General features: G+C 63.8%; 21 protein-coding genes. 15 read left to right on the forward strand and 6 right to left on the reverse strand.

Annotated elements, in window-relative coordinates; genetic code table 11:
- Nucleotides 1-42 precede the first annotated feature (42 nt).
- From C8C89_RS00090 to C8C89_RS00130, 9 genes are read left to right on the forward strand one after another with little or no spacing between them, the layout of a single operon-like run.
- Entirely contained in the window at nt 43-1,068 is a 1,026-nt protein-coding gene (locus tag C8C89_RS00090; RefSeq protein WP_101483959.1) for an iron ABC transporter permease, read from the forward strand.
- Nucleotides 1,065-1,832, forward strand: a complete 768-nt coding sequence (locus C8C89_RS00095; protein WP_101483958.1) for an ABC transporter ATP-binding protein — start codon at nt 1,065-1,067, stop codon at nt 1,830-1,832. The genes C8C89_RS00090 and C8C89_RS00095 overlap by 4 nt, the downstream gene beginning before the upstream one ends.
- A 2-nt stretch (nt 1,833-1,834) precedes the next feature.
- Nucleotides 1,835-2,479 (forward strand): cob(I)yrinic acid a,c-diamide adenosyltransferase, encoded by a 645-nt coding sequence (cobO, locus tag C8C89_RS00100; protein WP_133988597.1) that lies wholly within the window; start codon nt 1,835-1,837, stop codon nt 2,477-2,479.
- A gap of 7 nt (nt 2,480-2,486) precedes the next feature.
- Nucleotides 2,487-3,053: a bifunctional adenosylcobinamide kinase/adenosylcobinamide-phosphate guanylyltransferase gene (gene cobU / locus C8C89_RS00105; RefSeq protein WP_133988598.1), complete on the forward strand. Its 567-nt coding sequence runs from the start codon at nt 2,487-2,489 to the stop codon at nt 3,051-3,053.
- A complete protein-coding gene (cbiB, locus tag C8C89_RS00110; RefSeq protein WP_101483955.1) occupies nt 3,047-4,000 on the forward strand; it encodes an adenosylcobinamide-phosphate synthase CbiB in 954 nt (317 codons plus the stop codon). Before cobU ends, cbiB begins: the two co-directional genes overlap by 7 nt.
- On the forward strand, nt 3,993-4,979 hold the full coding sequence (cobD, locus tag C8C89_RS00115) for a threonine-phosphate decarboxylase CobD (RefSeq protein WP_133988599.1): 987 nt from the start codon (nt 3,993-3,995) through the stop codon (nt 4,977-4,979). The genes cbiB and cobD overlap by 8 nt, the downstream gene beginning before the upstream one ends.
- Entirely contained in the window at nt 4,976-5,875 is a 900-nt protein-coding gene (locus C8C89_RS00120) for a cobalamin-binding protein (protein ID WP_133988600.1), read from the forward strand. The genes cobD and C8C89_RS00120 overlap by 4 nt, the downstream gene beginning before the upstream one ends.
- A complete protein-coding gene (locus C8C89_RS00125) occupies nt 5,872-6,669 on the forward strand; it encodes an ABC transporter substrate-binding protein (RefSeq protein ID WP_133988601.1) in 798 nt (265 codons plus the stop codon). Before C8C89_RS00120 ends, C8C89_RS00125 begins: the two co-directional genes overlap by 4 nt.
- Nucleotides 6,666-8,120 (forward strand): cobyric acid synthase, encoded by a 1,455-nt coding sequence (locus C8C89_RS00130; RefSeq protein WP_133988602.1) that lies wholly within the window; start codon nt 6,666-6,668, stop codon nt 8,118-8,120. Before C8C89_RS00125 ends, C8C89_RS00130 begins: the two co-directional genes overlap by 4 nt.
- Nucleotides 8,121-8,123: 3 nt before the next feature.
- Here the strand turns inward: C8C89_RS00130 and C8C89_RS00135 are convergent, their stop codons facing one another.
- Entirely contained in the window at nt 8,124-9,278 is a 1,155-nt protein-coding gene (locus C8C89_RS00135; RefSeq protein WP_133988603.1) for a hypothetical protein, read from the reverse strand.
- Nucleotides 9,279-9,485: 207 nt separating this feature from the next.
- On the opposite strand from C8C89_RS00135, the gene C8C89_RS00140 reads away from it, so the two are divergent.
- The 6 genes from C8C89_RS00140 to yacG all read left to right on the forward strand — a co-directional run bounded on the left by C8C89_RS00140 (nt 9,486) and on the right by yacG (nt 14,905).
- The gene (locus C8C89_RS00140; protein WP_243857848.1) at nt 9,486-10,958 is read left to right on the forward strand and encodes a DHA2 family efflux MFS transporter permease subunit; all 1,473 of its coding nucleotides are present in this window, start codon (nt 9,486-9,488) and stop codon (nt 10,956-10,958) included.
- A gap of 73 nt (nt 10,959-11,031) precedes the next feature.
- A complete protein-coding gene (locus tag C8C89_RS00145) occupies nt 11,032-12,228 on the forward strand; it encodes a type II secretion system F family protein (protein ID WP_101483948.1) in 1,197 nt (398 codons plus the stop codon).
- A 107-nt stretch (nt 12,229-12,335) separates the two neighbouring features.
- Nucleotides 12,336-13,205, forward strand: coding sequence for an A24 family peptidase (locus C8C89_RS00150; RefSeq protein ID WP_133988604.1), 870 nt, complete (start codon nt 12,336-12,338; stop codon nt 13,203-13,205).
- Nucleotides 13,206-13,239: 34 nt separating this feature from the next.
- Nucleotides 13,240-13,887 (forward strand): dephospho-CoA kinase, encoded by a 648-nt coding sequence (coaE, locus tag C8C89_RS00155; RefSeq protein ID WP_133988605.1) that lies wholly within the window; start codon nt 13,240-13,242, stop codon nt 13,885-13,887.
- A 62-nt stretch (nt 13,888-13,949) separates the two neighbouring features.
- The gene (gene zapD, locus C8C89_RS00160) at nt 13,950-14,705 is read left to right on the forward strand and encodes a cell division protein ZapD (protein ID WP_133988606.1); all 756 of its coding nucleotides are present in this window, start codon (nt 13,950-13,952) and stop codon (nt 14,703-14,705) included.
- Between the two features lie 11 nt (nt 14,706-14,716).
- Entirely contained in the window at nt 14,717-14,905 is a 189-nt protein-coding gene (gene yacG / locus C8C89_RS00165) for a DNA gyrase inhibitor YacG (RefSeq protein WP_101483945.1), read from the forward strand.
- A 3-nt stretch (nt 14,906-14,908) separates the two neighbouring features.
- Here yacG and C8C89_RS00170 read toward each other — a convergent pair whose 3' ends face one another.
- The 5 genes from C8C89_RS00170 to argJ all read right to left on the reverse strand — a co-directional run bounded on the left by C8C89_RS00170 (nt 14,909) and on the right by argJ (nt 18,333).
- Nucleotides 14,909-15,325 carry a VapC toxin family PIN domain ribonuclease gene (locus C8C89_RS00170; RefSeq protein ID WP_133988607.1) on the reverse strand — a complete coding sequence of 139 codons (417 nt, stop codon included), beginning with the start codon at nt 15,323-15,325 and terminating at the stop codon, nt 14,909-14,911.
- 6 nt (nt 15,326-15,331) lie between these two features.
- Nucleotides 15,332-15,541, reverse strand: coding sequence for a DNA-binding protein (locus C8C89_RS00175; RefSeq protein WP_101483943.1), 210 nt, complete (start codon nt 15,539-15,541; stop codon nt 15,332-15,334).
- 259 nt (nt 15,542-15,800) lie between these two features.
- Entirely contained in the window at nt 15,801-16,235 is a 435-nt protein-coding gene (locus tag C8C89_RS00180) for an NUDIX domain-containing protein (RefSeq protein WP_101483942.1), read from the reverse strand.
- Nucleotides 16,232-17,098 carry an ATP-binding protein gene (locus tag C8C89_RS00185; RefSeq protein WP_101483941.1) on the reverse strand — a complete coding sequence of 289 codons (867 nt, stop codon included), beginning with the start codon at nt 17,096-17,098 and terminating at the stop codon, nt 16,232-16,234. Before C8C89_RS00185 ends, C8C89_RS00180 begins: the two co-directional genes overlap by 4 nt.
- Nucleotides 17,095-18,333, reverse strand: coding sequence for a bifunctional glutamate N-acetyltransferase/amino-acid acetyltransferase ArgJ (gene argJ / locus C8C89_RS00190; protein WP_133988608.1), 1,239 nt, complete (start codon nt 18,331-18,333; stop codon nt 17,095-17,097). Before argJ ends, C8C89_RS00185 begins: the two co-directional genes overlap by 4 nt.
- Nucleotides 18,334-18,450: the final 117 nt, after the last annotated feature.

Genomic DNA, 18,450 nt, shown 5'->3' on the forward strand with positions numbered 1-18,450 from the left:
CCCGCAGTTGCAGTTCTGCAGTTCCCGATTTTAAGGCAGTACATGCACCCATTTTTCCGCAACATGCGCCACCGCGCCACCGTGATCCTCACGGTGCTGGTCGTATGCGCCGTTGCCAGCCTGATTTTCTCCGGCATGATCGGTTCGATCGCGATTCCGCTCGCCGACCTGCCTTCCGCCCTGTTCCATGTAATACAGGGCAAGACCGATACCCTCGCCGCCACCCTGCTCGACCTGCGCCTGGGCCGCGCGCTGACCGCCTTTGTCACGGGCGCGGCACTGTCGCTGGCGGGCCTGATGATGCAGGCCCTGCTGCGCAATCCCCTGGCCGACCCGTATGTCCTGGGCATTTCCGCTGGCGCCTCCGTGGGCGCGCTGGCCGCACTGCTGTTCATGTGCGCGCTGTGGGTGGTCGACGCGGCCGCCTTTGCCGGCGCCGTCGGCGTGTCCATGCTGCTGTATCTGTTTGCCCGCCGCGACCTGCGCGGCGGCACGGCTGCCGAAGGCGGCGCCTCGCTCTTGCTGCTGACGGGCGTGATCCTGGCCTCGGCCTGCATGGCCATCGTCACCCTGATGCTTTCCATCGCCCCGGAAAGCCGCTTGCGCAGCATGGTGTTCTGGATGATCGGCGACCTGTCCGGTGCGCCCGCGCGGCTGATGCCCTGGCTGGTCCTGGCCGGCGCCATGGTCTTTGCACTGCGCTGCGCGCGTTCGCTGAACGTCATGGCCCTGCACGCGGAAGCAGCCAGCACACTGGGCGTGCGCGTGGGCGCGCTGCGCAAGGGCCTGTTCTTCTGTTCCGGCCTGCTCACGGCCAGCGCCGTCACCAGCGCCGGCAGCGTGGGTTTTGTCGGTCTGATCGTGCCGCATGCGCTGCGCTTCGCCTGCGGCCCCGATCATCGCCTGCTGATACCGGCGGCCGCACTGGCCGGCGGTACCTTCCTGGTACTGGCCGATACCTTGGCGCGCACCGTGCTTGCGCCCTTGCAGTTGCCCGTCGGCGTGGTGACGGCCATGATCGGTGCACCCGTCTTCCTGTACCAACTGCACCGATTGCGCCGCACATGATACGTACTTACCAACTCGGCCTGAAGGCAGGCACGCGCTCCCTCGTGGAAAACCTCATCTGGCACATCAAGGATGGCGAATGCTGGAGCGTGATCGGTCGCAATGGCGCGGGCAAGAGCACCTTGCTGCGCACCCTGGCAGGCTTGCGCGAACCGGATGCGGGCCATGTGACGATACAGGGCCGCGCCCTGATCGACTGGCCGCTCGATGAGCTAGCGCGCGAACGAGCCTTCCTGGCGCAAGCGCGGCATGACGCGTTCTCGTACCGCGTCATCGAAACCGTGCTGTCGGCGCGCCACCCGTATCACGACAACCATTACTGGGAAGGCAGCGACGACCAGCGCATCGCCCTGGCTGCGCTGGCCTCGATGGAAGTGGAGCAGCTGGCCGAACGCGACGTGCGCAGCCTGTCCGGCGGCGAACGCCAGCGCGTGGCGATTGCCGCCATGCTGGCGCAGGATACGCCCCTGCTGCTGCTAGACGAACCAGCCAATGCACTGGACCTGGCGCACCAGGTCAGCGTCATGGGCCTGCTGTCGAAACTGTGCCGCGAACAGAATAAAACCGTGGTGATGGTGGGGCATGACCTGAACCTGGCGCACAGCGTCTCGACCCATGCGCTGCTGCTGATGGGCGACGGCGGCTGGCTGGCCGGCCCCGTGGCCGAGGTGATGCAGGCATCCATCCTGAGCGACTACCTGGGCCACCCGATCGAGATCATCGCCCACGGCAAACGCAAGATATTCATACCGAAAGAGGATTAAACATGAGCGACAACACACCCGTCGATGCGCAAACCGCAGCCAACACCGCAGCCATCAACGAACGCCACCGCGTGCGCATGGAGAGAAAAAAGGCCATCATCGACGCAGCCATTGCCAAGGCCGACAAGGAAATCGGCATCATCATCGTCAACACGGGCAATGGCAAGGGCAAGAGTTCGAGCGGCTTCGGCATGGCCATCCGGGCCATGGGCCACGGGATGAAAGTGGGCGTGGTGCAGTTCATCAAGGGCGCCATGTCGACTGGCGAGGAAAAATTCCTGCGCCGCTTCCCCGACGAAATCAGTTTTCATGCGATGGGCGAAGGCTATACCTGGGAAACGCAGAACCGCGAACGCGACATCGAAAAGGCCGAACTGGCATGGGAGCAGGCGAAGACCTTCCTGGCCGACCCCAGCTACGGCCTGGTGCTGTTCGACGAACTCAATATCGCCCTCAAATACAACTACCTCGACGTGCACAAGGTCATCGCCGACCTGCTGGAACGCCCGGCCATGCAGCACGTGGTCATCACGGGCCGCGGCGCACCGGACGAACTGATCGCAATCGCCGACACCGTCACCGAGATGGCCGTCGTCAAACATGCGTACGCGGCCGGCATCGGCGCACAAATCGGCACCGAGTGGTAACAGTGCCATGACGCGCATCCTGGTCTTCGGCGGCGCCCGTTCCGGCAAGAGCGCCTATGCGGAAAAGCTGGCCCGCGAGTCGGACAAGGAAGTCGTCTATATCGCCACCGCGCAGGCGGGCGACGGCGAAATGGCCACGCGCATCGCGCATCACCGGGTACAGCGTCCGGCCGAGTGGGCCACCCTGGAAGAACCGCTGCGCCTGGGCGACGCCATCCTGCGGGAAGCACGGCCAGGCCGCCTGCTGCTGGTTGACTGCCTGACCCTGTGGCTGACGAATCTGATGTTTTCCACCGGCGAGACGTATCCGGACGTGGGCGACATCGCCCTGCCCGAACTGTTCCACAGCGAGCGCACGCACCTGCTGTACGCGCTGGCCGAAATCGGCGATACCGGCTGCGACATCGTGCTGGTATCGAACGAAGTGGGCATGGGCATCGTGCCCTACGGCGCCATCTCGCGCTGCTTCACCGATGAAGCGGGCCGTCTGAACCAGGCCGTGGCGGCCATCTGCGACAGGGCCGCGTTTGTCGCCGCCGGCCTGCCGCTGTACCTGAAAGGCGCCCCATGCTGAGTGGCTTGTCGCTGTCTATGCTGGCAGGCCTGATGACGGCCGGCGTACTGCTCGATCTGATCCTGGGCGAGACGCGCCGCTGGCATCCGCTGGTGGGCTTTGGCCGCCTCGCCAGCGCGCTCGAACGCCTGCTGAACCAGGGCCATGGGCGTTTCCTGCGCGGCGCGCTGGCGTGGCTGCTGGCCGTGCTGCCGATCAGCTATGCCGCCTACTGGCTGTGCGGCCTGGCCGGTGCGGCCCTGCATGTCTTCCTGCTATATCTGTGCCTGGGCTTGCGCAGCCTGCGCGACCACAATCAACCGATCGCCGATGCCCTGGCCATCGATGACCTGGACAACGCGCGCCTGCTGACGGCGCGCATCGTCAGCCGCGACACGGCCAACGCCGACGCGGCTAGCCTGGCCAAGGCCAGCACGGAATCCTTGCTGGAAAACGGCAACGACGCCGTCTTCGGCACCCTGTTCTGGTTTGCCGTGGCGGGCGGCCCCGGCGCCGTGCTGTTCCGCCTGGCGAATACGCTCGACGCCATGTGGGGCTACCGCACTGCGCGCTACGACTGGTTCGGCTGCTGCGCTGCGCGCATCGACGATATCCTCAATTACCTACCAGCGCGCCTGACGGCCCTGTCCTATGTCTTGCTGGGCAAGACCATGGCGGACAAGCAGCGCGCCTGGCACTGCTGGCGCAGCCAGGCCCCCGACTGGGGCAGCCCAAACGCGGGGCCCGTGATGGCCAGCGGCGCCGGCGCCCTCGGCCTGGCCTTGGGTGGCGACGCCATCTACGACGGCAAGCTGGAACGCCGCCCGCCGCTGGGTGCCGGCCGTCCCGCCGAAGCGCGCGATATCGACCGCGCCTGGCGCCTGGTGGCCGAAACGGCCGTGCTGTGGCTAATCTGGGTGGCGCTGCTGGCCGGTCTGTACTACCTGCGGGGGAAATACCTTGCTTGAACATGGCGGCAATCTGCGCGACGCCGCGCGCGAGTATGGACGACCAATCGCCGACTGGATCGACCTGTCAACCGGTATCAACCCGCACTGGTATGTAGCGCCAGCGCCTGACGCCAATGCCTGGCATCGGCTGCCGGAAGCCGATCCCGCGCTGGTGGCCGCCGCCTGCGCGTATTACGACGCGCCAGCCATGCTGCCGGTTGCCGGCACGCAGGCCGCCATCCAGGCCCTGCCCCGGCTGCGACCAGCGTCACGCGTGGTGGTGGCCGCACCATCGTATGCGGAACATGCGCACCACTGGGGCCAGCACGGCCACGCATTACGCCAAGTGCCGTATGCGCAGCTGGCCGATGCCGTCGACCACTGCGACGTGCTGGTCATCTGTAACCCGAACAACCCCACGGGCGAGCGCATCGCGCCCGAGATATTGCTGGACTGGGCCGGCAAGCTGGCTGCGCGCGGCGGCTGGCTGGTTGTCGATGAAGCGTTTGGCGACACGGAAATGCAAGCCAGCCTGGGTCCGCATACGCATCGACCAGGCCTGATCGTGCTGCGCTCCATCGGCAAATTCTTTGGCCTGGCGGGACTGCGCCTGGGCTTTGTCGCCGCCCATGCTGCGCTGCTGGCCCAGCTGGCCGACATGCTGGGACCGTGGAGTGTCAGCGGCCCGGCACAACACGTGGCGCTGGCGGCCTTGAGCGATACGCACTGGCAGGCGGTAATGCGAGAACGCCTGCGTGGCGAAGGCGCCCGCCTGCGCCAGCTATTGGTCGCGCACAGTATCCCCAGCAGCGGCACGGCGCTGTTTCAGTGGTGGCCAGAAGAACGCGCCGAGGCATTCTGGCGCCACATGGCAGAATCAGGCATCTGGGTGCGCCTGTTCCGCCACGCCGCTCATGGCATCCGCCTGGGCCTGCCCCCCGACGAACACGCCTGGCTGCGCCTGCAGCAGACCCTCACTACATGGAATCACACATGAACCACTTGAAAACCACATTGCTGCTGGCCGGACTGATCTCGCTGCAGGCGCATGCCGCCATCACCGTGCGCGACGACGACGGCAATACCGTCACCGTGGAAAAACCGGCGCAGCGCATCCTGGCGCTGGCGCCGCATGTGACGGAACTGCTGTTCGCGGCCGGTGGCGGCGACAAGATCACCGGTGTCGTCAGCTATAGCGACTACCCGGAAGCGGCAAAGAAGATCACGCAAGTGGGCGACAACCGCCAGTACGACATGGAGCGCATCATCGCCATGAAACCGGACCTGATCGTCGTCTGGATGCATGGCAGCGCCGAGCGCCAGATCGCCATGCTGCGCCAGCTGAAGGTGCCCATCTATCACAGCGAGCCACGCAAACTGGCCGACATCCCCGACAGCATGGAGCGCCTGGGCCAGCTGATGGGCACGGGAAAAACCGCCAAACCGGCCGCCGCCCTGCTGCGCGCCAAGCTGGCCAGCCTGACGGCGCAATACGCGCAGCGTCCGCCCGTGCGCGTGTTTTACCAGGTGTGGGATAAACCCCTGTACACCTTGAGCGGCGCGAGCATCATCAGCGACTCCATGCGCGTGTGCGGCGGCCAGAATGTGTTTGCCGGGATGAAGGTGGTGGCACCCGTCGTCACGCCGGAAGGCGTGCTGCAGGAAGACCCGGAAGTCATTTTCGGCACCAGCGAAAAAAGCGATCCGCGCAGCGAAGGCGGCCTGAGCATGTGGCGTGCCTTCCCCTCCATGACTGCCGTGCGCAAGAATAACCTGTTCCGCCTGAATGGCGACCTGCTGAACCGCGCCGGCCCGCGCATGATCGAAGGTACGGTCGCCATGTGCGAGCAGCTGGAAGTGGCCCGCCAGCGCCGTACCAAAGCTGCTCAATGAGTCACTACCAACGCATCGCCTGCCTGTCGACGGAAGCCGTGGAGACACTGTATGCGCTGGGTGCGGAAGACGTTATCGCGGGCATTTCCGGCTTCACCGTGCGTCCGCCACGGGCGCGCGAGGAAAAAACCAAGATCAGCGGCTTTTCGTCCGCGAACCTGGAACGCATCCTGGCCATCCGGCCCGACCTGGTGATCGGCTTTTGCGACATGCAGGCTGATATCTGCCGTGACCTCGTCAAGGCCGGCATCGAAGTCCATCAGTTCAACCAGCGCACGGTGGACGGCATCCTGCGCATGATCGGCGTGCTGGCCGCGCTGGTGCAGCGCGAGGAAGCGGGCCGTGTACTGATCGCCAGCCTGCGCGCCGACATCGCCGCCGTCCAAGCCCGCGCCGCCTCCTGGGCGCGCAAGCCTGTGATTTACTTTGAAGAGTGGAACGATCCCCTGATGAGCGGCATCGGCTGGGCAGCGGAATTGATCGGCATCGCTGGCGGCACTGACGCCTTCCCGGAATTGTCCGCCCATGCTGGCGCCAGGGAGCGCATCATCGCCGATCCTTTGGCCGTGGTGCGGCGCGCGCCCGACATCGTCATCGCCAGCTGGTGCGGCAAGAAATTCCAAGCCGCGCAACTGGCGGCACGCCCGGGCTGGGACGCGATTCCCGCCGTACAGAACCAGATGCTGTTCGAAATCAAGTCGCCCGACATTCTTTCTCCCGGTCCGGCCGCCATCACAGAAGGCTTACGCCAGATCAGCGATATCGTCGCGCAGTGGCAGAAGCGACAACCATGATAAGCCCCTTCCCCGCCCTGATGGTGCAAGGCACGACGTCCGACGCGGGCAAGAGCACCGTCGTCGCGGCCCTGTGCCGACTATTGAAGCGCCGTGGCGTGACTGTCGCGCCGTTCAAGCCGCAAAACATGGCATTGAATAGCGCCGTGACGGCGGACGGCGGAGAAATCGGCCGCGCCCAGGCTTTGCAGGCACTGGCCTGCGGCATTGCGCCGCACACCGACATGAATCCGGTGCTGCTGAAGCCTTCGTCGAACACGGGCGCGCAGGTGATCATCCATGGCAGGGTGCGCGCCGAAATGGATGCGCGCGACTACCAGCAATACAAGACCATCGCCATGGGTGCCGTGCTGGAGTCGTACGCGCGACTGCGCCAGCAGTACGACGCTGTCGTCGTCGAAGGCGCGGGCAGCCCCGCCGAAGTCAACCTGCGCGCGCGCGACATTGCCAACATGGGCTTTGCCGAAGCCGTCGACTGCCCCGTGATCCTGGTGGCCGACATTGACCGGGGCGGCGTCTTCGCCCACATCATCGGCACCCTGGCCTGTCTGTCCGACAGCGAGCGCGCGCGCATCCTCGGCTTTGTCATCAACCGCTTCCGCGGCGACGTCTCGCTGCTGCAACCCGGCATCGACTGGCTGGAGCAGCAGACGGGCAAGCCCGTGCTGGCCGTGCTGCCCTATCTGCAAGGCCTGTTCCTAGACGCGGAAGATGCCGTGGAAGCGATGCAGGCAGAACGCGGCGCCTTCAAGGTGGTGGTGCCGCAACTGCCGCGCATCAGCAACCACACGGATGTCGATGCGCTGCGCGCCCACCCCGGCATCGACCTGCAATTCATCCAGCAAGGACAGCCGATTCCGCCTGCCGACCTGGTGATTCTGCCCGGCAGCAAGAACACGCGCGGCGACCTGGCCTGGCTGCAGCAGCAGGGCTGGCCCGCCTATCTGGCGAAGCACCTGCGCTACGGCGGCAAGGTGCTGGGCATCTGCGGCGGCTTCCAGATGCTGGGGCAGTCCGTACACGACCCGCTGGGAGTGGAAGGCGCAGCGGGAGAGTCAACGGCGCTGGGATTGCTCGACATGATGACTGAACTGACGGCGGAAAAACGCCTGCAACAGGTGGCCGGGCACTGCGTCTTTGCCGGCGCGGCCGGCGCACCCGTAGCCGGCTACGAAATCCACATGGGCGTCTCGCAGGGCGCCGCCCTGCGGCAGCCGGCGTTCATGATCGATGGACGACCGGAAGGGGCCGTATCGGGCGACGGGCAAATCCTGGGCAGCTATTTGCACGGCATGTTCGATACGCCCGCCGCATGTTCGGCGCTACTGCGCTGGGCGGGGCTGGACTCCGGCCACACGGTAGACACCGCCGCCCTGCGCGAAGCCAGCCTGGAGCGCATCGCCGACGCGGCGCTGCCGCTGCTGGCCGCCCTGGAGCAAATCAGACGCTAGTGACTACTTTTTCAGGCACATGCCCATGTACGAACGGTCGGTCGAAAACTCGATTGCCAAGCTCGACGACACGGGCATGAACATCGAATAGTCGGCTGGCACATCGGCAGGGTCCTTGAACACGGCGATGCCATCGAAATCGACGGCTTGCCCGCCCAGGCCCAGCTTGTTGACGGTGATGGTTTCCGCATGCGCCTTGCCGGTGGTGTTGTTCGTCAGGGTGGCGGTGCTGCCGGCAACGACGATGTTCGCGCTGATGCCCTGCGCCGCACAAGCGTAGCTGCCATTGATTTCCGTGCCGATCTTCTGTTGTTTCGCAGCCACGATGGTGCCCACGCGCATGACGTTTTCCTGGTTCCGGCTATAGCGGTCGATGAACAGCGCCAGCCCGCGGTCCCCCGCATGCACATGCACGATGCCGAAGTCCTGGCCACCCTGGCGGGCGACGAGCAAGCCATTCTTTGCATCCTTGACCAGAGTCAGGCTGGCGTTTTCCGCTTCCAGTTGCGGCGATACTGCAGAGCACACGCCTTGCGCATTAAACACGCCGCCATTGCACAATTGGGCCGCTCCGTCGGCTGCAATCTTGAGACTGCCTTTCGGATTGAAACGGTCAGCGCCGTTCGATGCATTGCGCATGGCACCGAGGAAAATATAGCTGCCGGCCAGCTTGGCCACGTCACCGACCGCATAGCCGCTGCCGCTGACGGTTGAGACCATGCTACCCAATTTGATATTGCCCGACAGTAGACGCGTGCGTGCATCGACAGTAACGCTGAAATCTGTCGCCGTGTAGGTGGTCAAATTGCCGGTGGTAGTAGCGCTGAACGTGCCGCTGCGGTCGCTCAAGCCGAACTGCGTCGACAACACGCGGATGGCATAGGTTTTCTTGACGCTGTCAAACGTGATGCGCCAGGTGTCGCCGATATCGGCGGCCACGTCATAGACGCTTTCGTCAGCGCTGGCACCGGCAATGACATTCAGGCCAGCCTCTTTCGCCACGGCTGCCGATGCCACCGTCACGCTGTCGGCAGGGATGACGGGAGGCGTCACCACGATGGGTGGCTTGGCGGGTGCTTCCGGCGTGCCGCCATCGCTGCCGCCACCGCATGCGGACAGGGCCGCGCCCAGGACAAGGAAGGTAAGTGCATTTTTCATGTATGTGACTTTCGGGAAAGGAGGAGGCCGGAGCTGCCAGAAAACACATGCTAGCCTTGCCCGCAATCTATTGCCATGGAACAAATGTTCCATGGACTCTGCCACCGGCACGCTGTCAAAATGGATGGCGCGGGCGGCACGCCTGCGCCATTTATGTGACAATTCATCGTACTGTCGGCTCCGTTTCTCCTCCTCAGGCTCGCATCCATGACCAGTTCCCCCGTTAAAAGCTACCTTCCCTGGGTGGTTGCCACCGCCCTATTCATGGAGCAACTCGACTCCACCATCGTCAACACCGCCATCCCCGCCATGGCCGCCAGCCTGCATGTGACGCCGCTCAGTCTCAAGGCTGTCGTCACCAGCTACATCCTGAGCCTGGCCGTGTGCATTCCCATCAGCGGCTGGATGGCCGACCGCTTCGGTACGCGGCGCGTGTTTTCCGCCGCCGTTGCCATCTTCACCATCGCCTCCATCCTGTGCGGTCTGTCCGTGAATGCGCCCATGCTGGTGGCCGCGCGCCTGCTGCAAGGGGTGGGCGCGGCCATGATGATGCCGGTGGGCAGGCTCACCATCATCCGCACGTTTCCCAAGTCGCAATTACTGGCGGCCATGAATTTCGTCATCATCCCCGCCTTGATCGGGCCCCTGCTGGGCCCCACGGTGGGTGGTTTGATCGTGCACTGGCTGTCGTGGCGCGAGATTTTCTTCGTCAACGTCCCCGTCGGCCTGGCGGCGCTGTACCTGGCGCACCGCTACATGCCCGATTACTACGGCGACAAACCCCGTCCGCTGGACCTGATCGGCCTGGTGCTGTTCGGCACGGGCATCGCGCTGCTGTCCTGGCTGCTGGAAATCTTTGGCGAGCACAAGATCGACCCTACCTCGGCGGCCGTACTGCTGTTCATTTCCATCAGCCTGCTCGCCGCGTACGCCTGGCATTCGAGCGAAGTGCTGCACCCGCTGCTGCGCCTGACCCTGTTCAAGATCCGCACCTTCCGCGTCTCAGTGGTAGGCGGCTTCGTCACCCGCCTGGGCGTGGGCGGCCTACCCTTTCTCTTGCCGCTGCTTTACCAGCTGGGTCTGGGCTTGCCCGCCTGGCAGTCGGGCTTGCTGATGATGCCGTCGGCCGCTGCCGCCATGGGCATGAAATTCATTTCCGCGCGCGTGCTGGCCCGCTTCGGCTACCGCCAGGTATTGATCGTCAATACTGTGCTGATCGGCATCACCATCGCCATGTTTTCGCAAGTAGGCGCGGGTACACCGCTGTACGTGATCGTCGCTATCAGCCTGTGCATGGGCTTTTTCAATTCGCTGCAATTTTCCAGCATGAACACCATCGCGTATGCCGACGTCGACAAGGCCGACTCCAGCATGGCCAGCACCATCGCCAGCTCGATGCAGCAACTGTCGATGAGCTTTGGCCTGGCCTTCGGTTCGCTGATCACGGGCTGGTACCTTGGCGACATGCCGCAGTCGGACCGCGCCATGCTCAGCACGGCCCTGCACCACGCCTTCCTCACCCTCGCTGCCCTGACGGTGCTGTCCTCGCTGACGTTCTGGACCTTGCGCCGCGACGATGGCGAAAGCATCAGCAAGGGCACGGACAGCGACGAGGAAGAAGCGGCCGACGTGAAAGCCCAGGCCCTTGTGCAAACGGAAGTACAAACCACAAAAAGCTGAGCCAGATCAAGCTTGCCGCCAGCGCGGCTGGTGCTTTTGCCTGACGCTGCTACCGTGATGGCAGGAGGTGCGCATGGTGGTCGAGCGGCGGTTTGCATGGAAGGGCACCGACCGCCATGGCAAGGCGGTCGATGGCATCTTGCGCGCCGCCGATGCCACCGCAGCCGGCATGGCCTTGCGGCGCCAGGGCATCCTCGCCACCAGGGTACAGGCTGCTCGCGCCGCGCCAGGCAAGGCCATCACGCATAAGGATATTGCACTGTTCACGCGCCAGCTGTCGACCATGATGGCGGCCGGCGTGCCACTGCTGCACGCCTTCGACATCGCCGGCAAGGGCCATGCCAAACCCGCCGTCACCGAGCTGATGCGAGACTTGCGCCACGACATCGAAGCGGGCAGCAGCCTGCAGCAGGCCTTCCGCCAGTTTCCGTTACTGTTTGACGAGCTGTATTGCAACCTGCTGGCGGCCGGCGAACAGGCGGGCATCGTGCAGAACTTGCTGGCGCGCCTGGCCACGCACCAGGAAAAATCCATCGTGCTGCGGCGGCAAGTACGCGGCGCACTGATGTATCCGCTGGCCATCGTACTCGTCGCCATCGTCGTCACGGCCATCATCATGAGCGTGGTCGTGCCCGCCTTCCGCCAGGTATTCGACAGCTTCGGTGCGCCATTGCCCCTGCCCACCCTGGTCGTCATGGGCTTGTCGGCCTTTCTCGTGCGCTACTGGCTGGCCTTGCTCGCGACGCTGCTGCTGGCCTGCCTGTTATCGCACCTGGCCTGGCGCCGCTGGCCCGCCTTGCGGCGCAACGTGCAACTGCGGGCATTGCGCCTGCCCGTGTTCGGCCCACTGTTGCGCAAGGCGGCGATTGCCCGCTGGACGCGCACCCTGGCCGCCATGTTTGCCGCCGGCGTGCCACTGCTCGACTCGCTCGGCCTGGTGGGCGCCGCCTCCGGCCACGCGCTGTACCAGGAGGCAACGATGCGCATCGAGCGTGAAATCCGCGCCGGCGGCAGCCTGGCCTTGGCCATGGAGCACAGCGCCGTGTTTCCCCCGCTGCTGACGCAACTTGCCCTGATCGGCGAGCAATCGGGTGCCCTCGACGCCATGCTGTCGCGCGCTGCCGAGATCATCGAGGCGGACATCGACGCCACGGTGGCCACCCTTTCCGCGCTGCTGGAACCGGCGCTGATAGTGGTGCTGGGCGTGCTGGTCGGTTCACTCGTGATTGCCCTGTATTTGCCGATTTTCAAGCTGGGCGCCGTGATTTGACATCGCGCCCCGCGCAAAACGTCCCCACGTGCTGGCAGATGTTTTACACTACGGCAATGCCAGGCAATGTTTGCGCGGCAACGATCTTCACCTCAGACAAATCCACCATGCTGCAAGATACCCTGCTGTTCGCTGCGCCCGGCACCCTGCCCGTCGCCCTTGTCGCCGCCCTGTTCGGCCTGATCGTCGGCAGCTTCCTGAATGTGGTGATCCACCGCGTGCCAAAAATGATGCAGCGTGAATCCGATAATTACGTGGCGGAAGAAAGCGGCTTGCCCTTGCCGCATACGGACCGCTACAACCTGATGCTACCGCATTCGAACTGCACCGCTTGCGGCCACCGCATCACCGCCATGGAAAATATCCCCGTCATCAGCTACCTGCTGCTGCGCGGCAAGTGCAGCGCCTGCCAGGCGCCCATCTCCGTGCGCTATCCGCTGGTGGAACTGCTGACGGCTGCACTGTCGGCCATCTTGATCTGGCACTTCGGCAGCGGCTGGACGGGCCTGGCCACCCTCGTGTTTGCCTGGCTGCTGATCGCCATGACCTTCATCGATGCCGACACGCAAATGCTGCCGGACGACCTGACCTTTCCCTTGCTGTGGGCGGGTCTGCTGGTCAATATCAATGGCACCTTCGTGCCCCTGCAGGATGCCGTCATCGGCGCCGCCGCCGGCTATCTGACCCTGTGGGCCGTCTATTGGGCCTTCAAGCTGGCGACAGGCAAGGAGGGAATGGGCTATGGTGACTTCAAATTGCTGGCGGCGCTCGGTGCGTGGCTCGGCTGGACCATGCTGCCGACGATCATATTATTGTCGTCGCTGGTCGGTGCCGTGGTTGGCATCGGCCTGATCGTGTTTGCCAAGCGGGGACGCGACAAACCGATTCCGTTCGGCCCCTACCTGGCGGCGGCAGGCCTGATTGCGCTGCTGTACGGCACGCCCCTATCGCGCCTCACGCTCGGGCTGACCAGCTGACCCGCACGGCGCTGCACACCCTATGGATAAACACATGCAACGACAAGACGCCCCTTATTTCAGCGTGGGACTCACCGGCGGCATCGGTTGCGGCAAGAGCACGGTGGCCGACCTGTTCGCCGCGCGCGGCGCCACCATTGTTGACACCGACCTGATCGCGCACAGCCTGACGGCGCCCAATGGCGCGGCCATGCCAGCCCTGGTGGCGGAATTTGGTCCCGACTACGCCGATGCGCGCGGGGCCCTCGACCGTACCAGGATGCGCAAGCTCGTGTTTTCCGACGCCGCCGCCAAGGCAAGACTGGAAGCCATCCTGCATCCGCGCATCCGCCAGGCCACCCTGGCGGCCGCCGCCGCAGCGAAGGGCAGCTATGTGATCTTTGCCGTGCCCTTGCTCGTCGAGTCCGGCGGATGGGTGGAGCGTGTCAACCGCGTGCTGGTCATCGATTGCCTGGAAAGCCTGCAAGTGTCGCGCGTGATGGCGCGCAATGGTTTATCGGAAGAACAAGTCAACGCCATCATGGCGACGCAAGCCACGCGCGCCATGCGCCTGGCGGCGGCGGACGATGTGATCGACAATAACGGCGATTTGGCCGCCCTGGAGCCGCAGATTGCCCAGTTGCACGATTTATATCTGGCATTTTCAAAAAGAATGGCCGGAATCGGGCCGCAACGTTTGTAATTTGTCGACGCTTGGTTCAAAATCACGGGATTGTTTGCAGGTCCTTACTTAAGGGAATTATTTTGATTGTCTACGAATACCCTTTCAACGAACGCATACGTACCTTGTTGCGGCTGGAAGACCTGTACGACAAATTCAAGTTCTTCATCCAGCAAGAGCACGCAATGCAGCATCATGTTGCCTTGGCAACTATTTTCGACATGCTCGAAGTGGCCGGCCGCGCCGACCTGAAGTCCGACCTGTTGCAGGAACTCGAGCGCCAGCGCCAGAGCCTGCTGGGCTACCGCAGCAATCCGAATGTGGAGCCGGAAACCCTGGACGCCATCCTTGGTGAACTCGACAGTGTCAGCGGCGCCCTGGTGGCGGCGCAAGGCAAGACGGGCCAGAATATCCGCGACAATGAATGGCTGATGAGCATCCGCGGCCGTACCATCATCCCGGGCGGCGCCTGCGAATTTGACTTGCCGTCCTACTTTGCCTGGCAAAAACGCAGTTCCGAGCAACGCCTGACCGACATCCACGCCTGGTTTGCCCCGCTGGCACCGCTGTTCGATGCACTGGCCCTGGTATTGCGCCTGCTGCGCGATTCCGGCGGACCCGTTAAACTGATCGCCAATGGCGGCAGCTACCAGCAGATGCTGCAAGGCAAGGTGTATCAGATGCTGCGCTTGAGCCTGGATGAAAACAGCGGCGCCATCCCGGAAATTTCCGCCAACAAATATATGCTGTGGGTACGCTTCACCACCCAGGGCGGCGACCTGAAGCCCAAGCCGCTGGAAGAAGATATCCCGTTCGAGCTCACGCTCTGTAATTTTTAACTGTTATTACCATGACCGTCGTAAACTGCCCTACCTGTGCCGCCAAAGTCGAATGGACTGAGGCCAACAAATTCCGCCCCTTCTGCTCGGAGCGCTGCAAGCAGATCGACCTGGGCGCCTGGGCCGAAGAAAAATACACGATCCCCGCCGCCGATCCATTCGAAGATCCGCTGGCTGACGAAGACAACAAACCGCAGTAATTCTCAGCGGAACGGATTTTCCAGGCGCAAACCCTTCGCCCTGAAACCGTCGAGCCTGCCACTAAGCACCGTCAAGCCATAGGCAATACCCATCGCAGCAATCTGTCCATCCACGCCGTGCGCGTGGCCGCGACCATGCACGCGCGAGCACACAAGCGCGCAATCGAGGTCGAATTCCAGCAGCCGCGGCGCGTACTCTGCCAGCACGGCTTGCAGCCAGCCTTCCAGTGCCAGTGCCTCCAGCGCCGCTTCGCGCCGCCAGCTGCGCTGTATGCCTGCGCGCAATTGCGCAATCACCTGCACCGGCACATAGCGCGCTTCAGGCGGCACCCTTTCGAAAAAAGTGACCACGTCTGCCGGCGCAGCGCCGCCCTTGCGCGCCGCGATGATCACATCCGTATCGATCAGGTAGGCGGGCATGGCGGCTCAGGAGCGGCGTTCGAAATCCGTGTCGGGTCCCACGTCGGGCATGCTGCGCAAAATATCGTCGAGCGGGCGCTTCGGCAGGGGCCGCAAGGCGCTGCGCAAGATGTCGCGGTGCTCATCTTCGATGCTGCGCCCATGCGCACGGGCACGCTTGTGCAACGCGGCGATCAGCAATTCATCGGTATCGGTAAAGGTCAGTGTCAGCGGCATGCGAAACTCCCCGGTGCTTGATGCAAGTACTGTAGCGCAAAGCGCGCACGATACAAGGAAAGCAAGGGGATAGTTTGCGCCAGCGCGCAGCATGGCGCTGCCCGCTGGCACAAGTAGAGATTGACAACCCCTAACAAAACCGTAGCGAGCGGAAGGGAGAGGTGTCCAAGAAGCGCAACCGTACGAAGGTACGGGGGCGCCGAGCCGGTGAGCATCGCAGGCCGCCTATACCGACGCGCAGCAGGTTTTGATAGGTGTACTAAGCAGGCGCCAGGGATTCCCGGCGCACCTCATCGAGCCATTCCAGCAGGGGAATGGTAGCCGGCAGCAAGGGCTCCACACCGACTGTGCCCTGCCAGGCGAACGCCTGCCCTTCCAGACTTTGCGGCTCGCCCCGCCAATCGCGGCTGATATAAAAATGCAGGCGCACATGGGCGTGAGGATACACATATTCTATGCCGCACCAGGCCTCTGCACTGTCGATATATAGCCCCAACTCTTCGACAAACTCGCGTTTCAAGGCATCGAGGATCGCCTCACCCGGCTCGACTTTGCCGCCAGGAAATTCCCAATAGCCGTCATACGGTTTGCCTGCCGGGCGCTGGCCCAGCAGCACATCGCCATTCGGCTTCATCAGGATGCCAACGGCCACATCAACAGGCTGGACTTTATCCTTCAAACTCACTTCGCTCATTGCGGCAGCTTTCCCGCGTAATCGCGCGCGAATTGCCAGGCCACTCGCCCCGAGCGCGAACCGCGCTGCAAGGCCCAGCGCAGGGCGTCGCCGCGCGCTTGCGCGATCTGTTCCGGCGTGCAGCCAAACGAGGCCAGCCAGTGCGCGGCGATATCGAGATAGTCGTCCTGCTTGAACGGGTAGAACGACAGCCACAGACCGAAGCGCTCGGACAGCGAGATTTTCTCTTCCACCGTCTCGCCTGGATGCAAATCGCCATCGTCGTCCGTCTTGTAGCTGGTGTTGTCCGACATGCGTTCCGGCATCAGGTGACGGCGATTCGACGTGGCGTAGATCAGCACATTGTCCGATTGTGCGGCGATGCTGCCGTCGAGCGCCACTTTCAGCGCCTTGTAGCCGCTTTCGCCCTCTTCGAACGACAGGTCGTCGCAAAAGATGATGAAGCGCTCAGGACGCGCCGCCACCAGGTCGACGATGTCGGGCAAGTCGGCCAGGTCGGCCTTGTCCACCTCGATCAGGCGCAGGCCCTGGCCAGCGAACTGGTTCAGGCACGCCTTGATCAAGGAAGACTTGCCCGTACCCCGCGCACCCGTCAGCAGCACGTTGTTTGCCGGGCGGCTGGCAACGAACTGGCGCGTGTTCTGTTCAATTTGCGCTTTTTGCGGGCCGATATTGTGCAAGTCGTCCAAAGCGATGGACGACACGTGGGCCACGGCCTGCAAATACGCTGCTGCGCCCTGCCGCCGGCGCCAGCGGAAGGCAAAGCTGCTCCAGTCCGGCGCGGGCATCGGCTGCGGCAAGATCGCTTCCACCCTGGCCAGCAAGGCCTCGGCACGGATCAGGAATAGATCGAGACTGGTCATGAGCGATAGTCGGCGTTGATCGACACGTAGTCATGCGACAGGTCGCATGTCCACAGGGTCGCCTTGGCTTCGCCGCGAGCCAGCTTCACGCGAATGGTAATTTCGCTTTGCTGCATCACGCGCTGGCCATCCTGTTCCTGGTAGTCCGGGTTGCGGCCGCCATTCTTGGCCACCCACACGTCGTCCAGGTACAGGTTCAACTGGCCCACGTCCAGGTCGTCCACGCCCGCGTAGCCGATGGCGGCCAGGATGCGGCCCAGGTTCGGGTCGGAGGCGAAGAAGGCCGTTTTCACCAATGGCGAATGGGCGATGGAATAGGCGATCTTGCGGCATTCTTCCACGTTGCGGCCGTCTTCCACGGTCACGGTCATGAACTTGGTGGCGCCTTCGCCATCGCGCACGATGGCTTGCGCCAGGAAGGTCGACAGTTCGGTGACGGCAGCGGCCAGTTCCGCATAGTGTGGCGAATCGATCGAATCGATGACCAGGCTGCCGGCGCCCGTGGCGACCAGCATGAACGAGTCATTGGTGGACGTGTCGCCGTCGATGGTGATGCAGTTGAACGATTTGTCGGCCGCCTGCTTCACCAGCTGGTCGAGCACGGGCTGGGCCACGGTGGCGTCAAACGCCAAAAAGCCCAGCATGGTGGCCATGTTCGGCTTGATCATGCCGGCGCCCTTGCTGATGCCCGTCAAGGTGACCGTGTGGCCACCGATGGTGACCATGCGCGAACCCGCTTTTGGCTGCGTGTCAGTGGTCATGATGGCTTCGGCGGCCGAGAACCAGTTGTCCGACGTCAGCGCGGCCACGGCTTGCGGCAAGCCGGCGACCAGGCGCTGCACGGGCAGGGGTTCGAGGATCACGCCGGTGGAAAACGGCAGAATTTGCTGCGGCGCGCAGCCCAGCAGCTCGGCCAGCGCCGCGCAGCTGGCCTGCGCATCGGCCAGGCCCGATTCGCCCGTGCCCGCATTCGCGTTGCCCGTGTTGACCAGCAGCGCGCGGATCGGCGCGGCGCCAGCCGTCACGGCGGCCAGGTTGGCTTTCGAGATTTGCACGGGCGCAGCGCAGAAGCGGTTCAGGGTGAACACGCCAGCCACGGTGGCCGTCGGTGCCAGTTTCAATACCAGCAAATCCTTGCGGTTGGGTTTTTTGATGCCGGCTTCGGCAACACCGATTTCAATGCCGGCGACGGCTTTCAAGTCGGCGGCGACGGGCTTGGGAGAATTGACGGCCATAGGAGTTCTTCTGCGAGGGAAAATGGAAGCGCTATTGTAGCGCCTTCGCGGCGCCGTTGAACATGCGCGCCCGTAAATTGAAACGGCATAAAAAAACGGAGACCGCAGTCTCCGTTC

This window comes from Janthinobacterium sp. 75, from assembly GCF_004365495.1.
In the GTDB taxonomy this organism is placed as follows: Bacteria; Pseudomonadota; Gammaproteobacteria; order Burkholderiales; family Burkholderiaceae_D; genus Janthinobacterium.

Bases quoted from the DNA above. Each gene is read 5' to 3' on its own strand.
- C8C89_RS00170 (WP_133988607.1), bottom strand. From the start codon at position 15,325: ATGCCCGCCTACCTGATCGATACGGATGTGATCATCGCGGCGCGCAAG.
- argJ (WP_133988608.1), bottom strand. From the start codon at position 18,333: ATGGCCGTCAATTCTCCCAAGCCCGTCGCCGCCGACTTGAAAGCCGTC.
- C8C89_RS00130 (WP_133988602.1), top strand. From the start codon at position 6,666: ATGATAAGCCCCTTCCCCGCCCTGATGGTGCAAGGCACGACGTCCGAC.
- C8C89_RS00140 (WP_243857848.1), top strand. From the start codon at position 9,486: ATGACCAGTTCCCCCGTTAAAAGCTACCTTCCCTGGGTGGTTGCCACC.
- C8C89_RS00185 (WP_101483941.1), bottom strand. From the start codon at position 17,098: ATGACCAGTCTCGATCTATTCCTGATCCGTGCCGAGGCCTTGCTGGCC.
- C8C89_RS00180 (WP_101483942.1), bottom strand. From the start codon at position 16,235: ATGAGCGAAGTGAGTTTGAAGGATAAAGTCCAGCCTGTTGATGTGGCC.
- C8C89_RS00095 (WP_101483958.1), top strand. From the start codon at position 1,065: ATGATACGTACTTACCAACTCGGCCTGAAGGCAGGCACGCGCTCCCTC.
- C8C89_RS00150 (WP_133988604.1), top strand. From the start codon at position 12,336: ATGCTGCAAGATACCCTGCTGTTCGCTGCGCCCGGCACCCTGCCCGTC.
- C8C89_RS00135 (WP_133988603.1), bottom strand. From the start codon at position 9,278: ATGAAAAATGCACTTACCTTCCTTGTCCTGGGCGCGGCCCTGTCCGCA.
- C8C89_RS00120 (WP_133988600.1), top strand. From the start codon at position 4,976: ATGAACCACTTGAAAACCACATTGCTGCTGGCCGGACTGATCTCGCTG.
- cbiB (WP_101483955.1), top strand. From the start codon at position 3,047: ATGCTGAGTGGCTTGTCGCTGTCTATGCTGGCAGGCCTGATGACGGCC.
- cobU (WP_133988598.1), top strand. From the start codon at position 2,487: ATGACGCGCATCCTGGTCTTCGGCGGCGCCCGTTCCGGCAAGAGCGCC.
- C8C89_RS00145 (WP_101483948.1), top strand. From the start codon at position 11,032: ATGGTGGTCGAGCGGCGGTTTGCATGGAAGGGCACCGACCGCCATGGC.
- C8C89_RS00175 (WP_101483943.1), bottom strand. From the start codon at position 15,541: ATGCCGCTGACACTGACCTTTACCGATACCGATGAATTGCTGATCGCC.
- yacG (WP_101483945.1), top strand. From the start codon at position 14,717: ATGACCGTCGTAAACTGCCCTACCTGTGCCGCCAAAGTCGAATGGACT.
- C8C89_RS00090 (WP_101483959.1), top strand. From the start codon at position 43: ATGCACCCATTTTTCCGCAACATGCGCCACCGCGCCACCGTGATCCTC.
- coaE (WP_133988605.1), top strand. From the start codon at position 13,240: ATGCAACGACAAGACGCCCCTTATTTCAGCGTGGGACTCACCGGCGGC.
- C8C89_RS00125 (WP_133988601.1), top strand. From the start codon at position 5,872: ATGAGTCACTACCAACGCATCGCCTGCCTGTCGACGGAAGCCGTGGAG.
- cobO (WP_133988597.1), top strand. From the start codon at position 1,835: ATGAGCGACAACACACCCGTCGATGCGCAAACCGCAGCCAACACCGCA.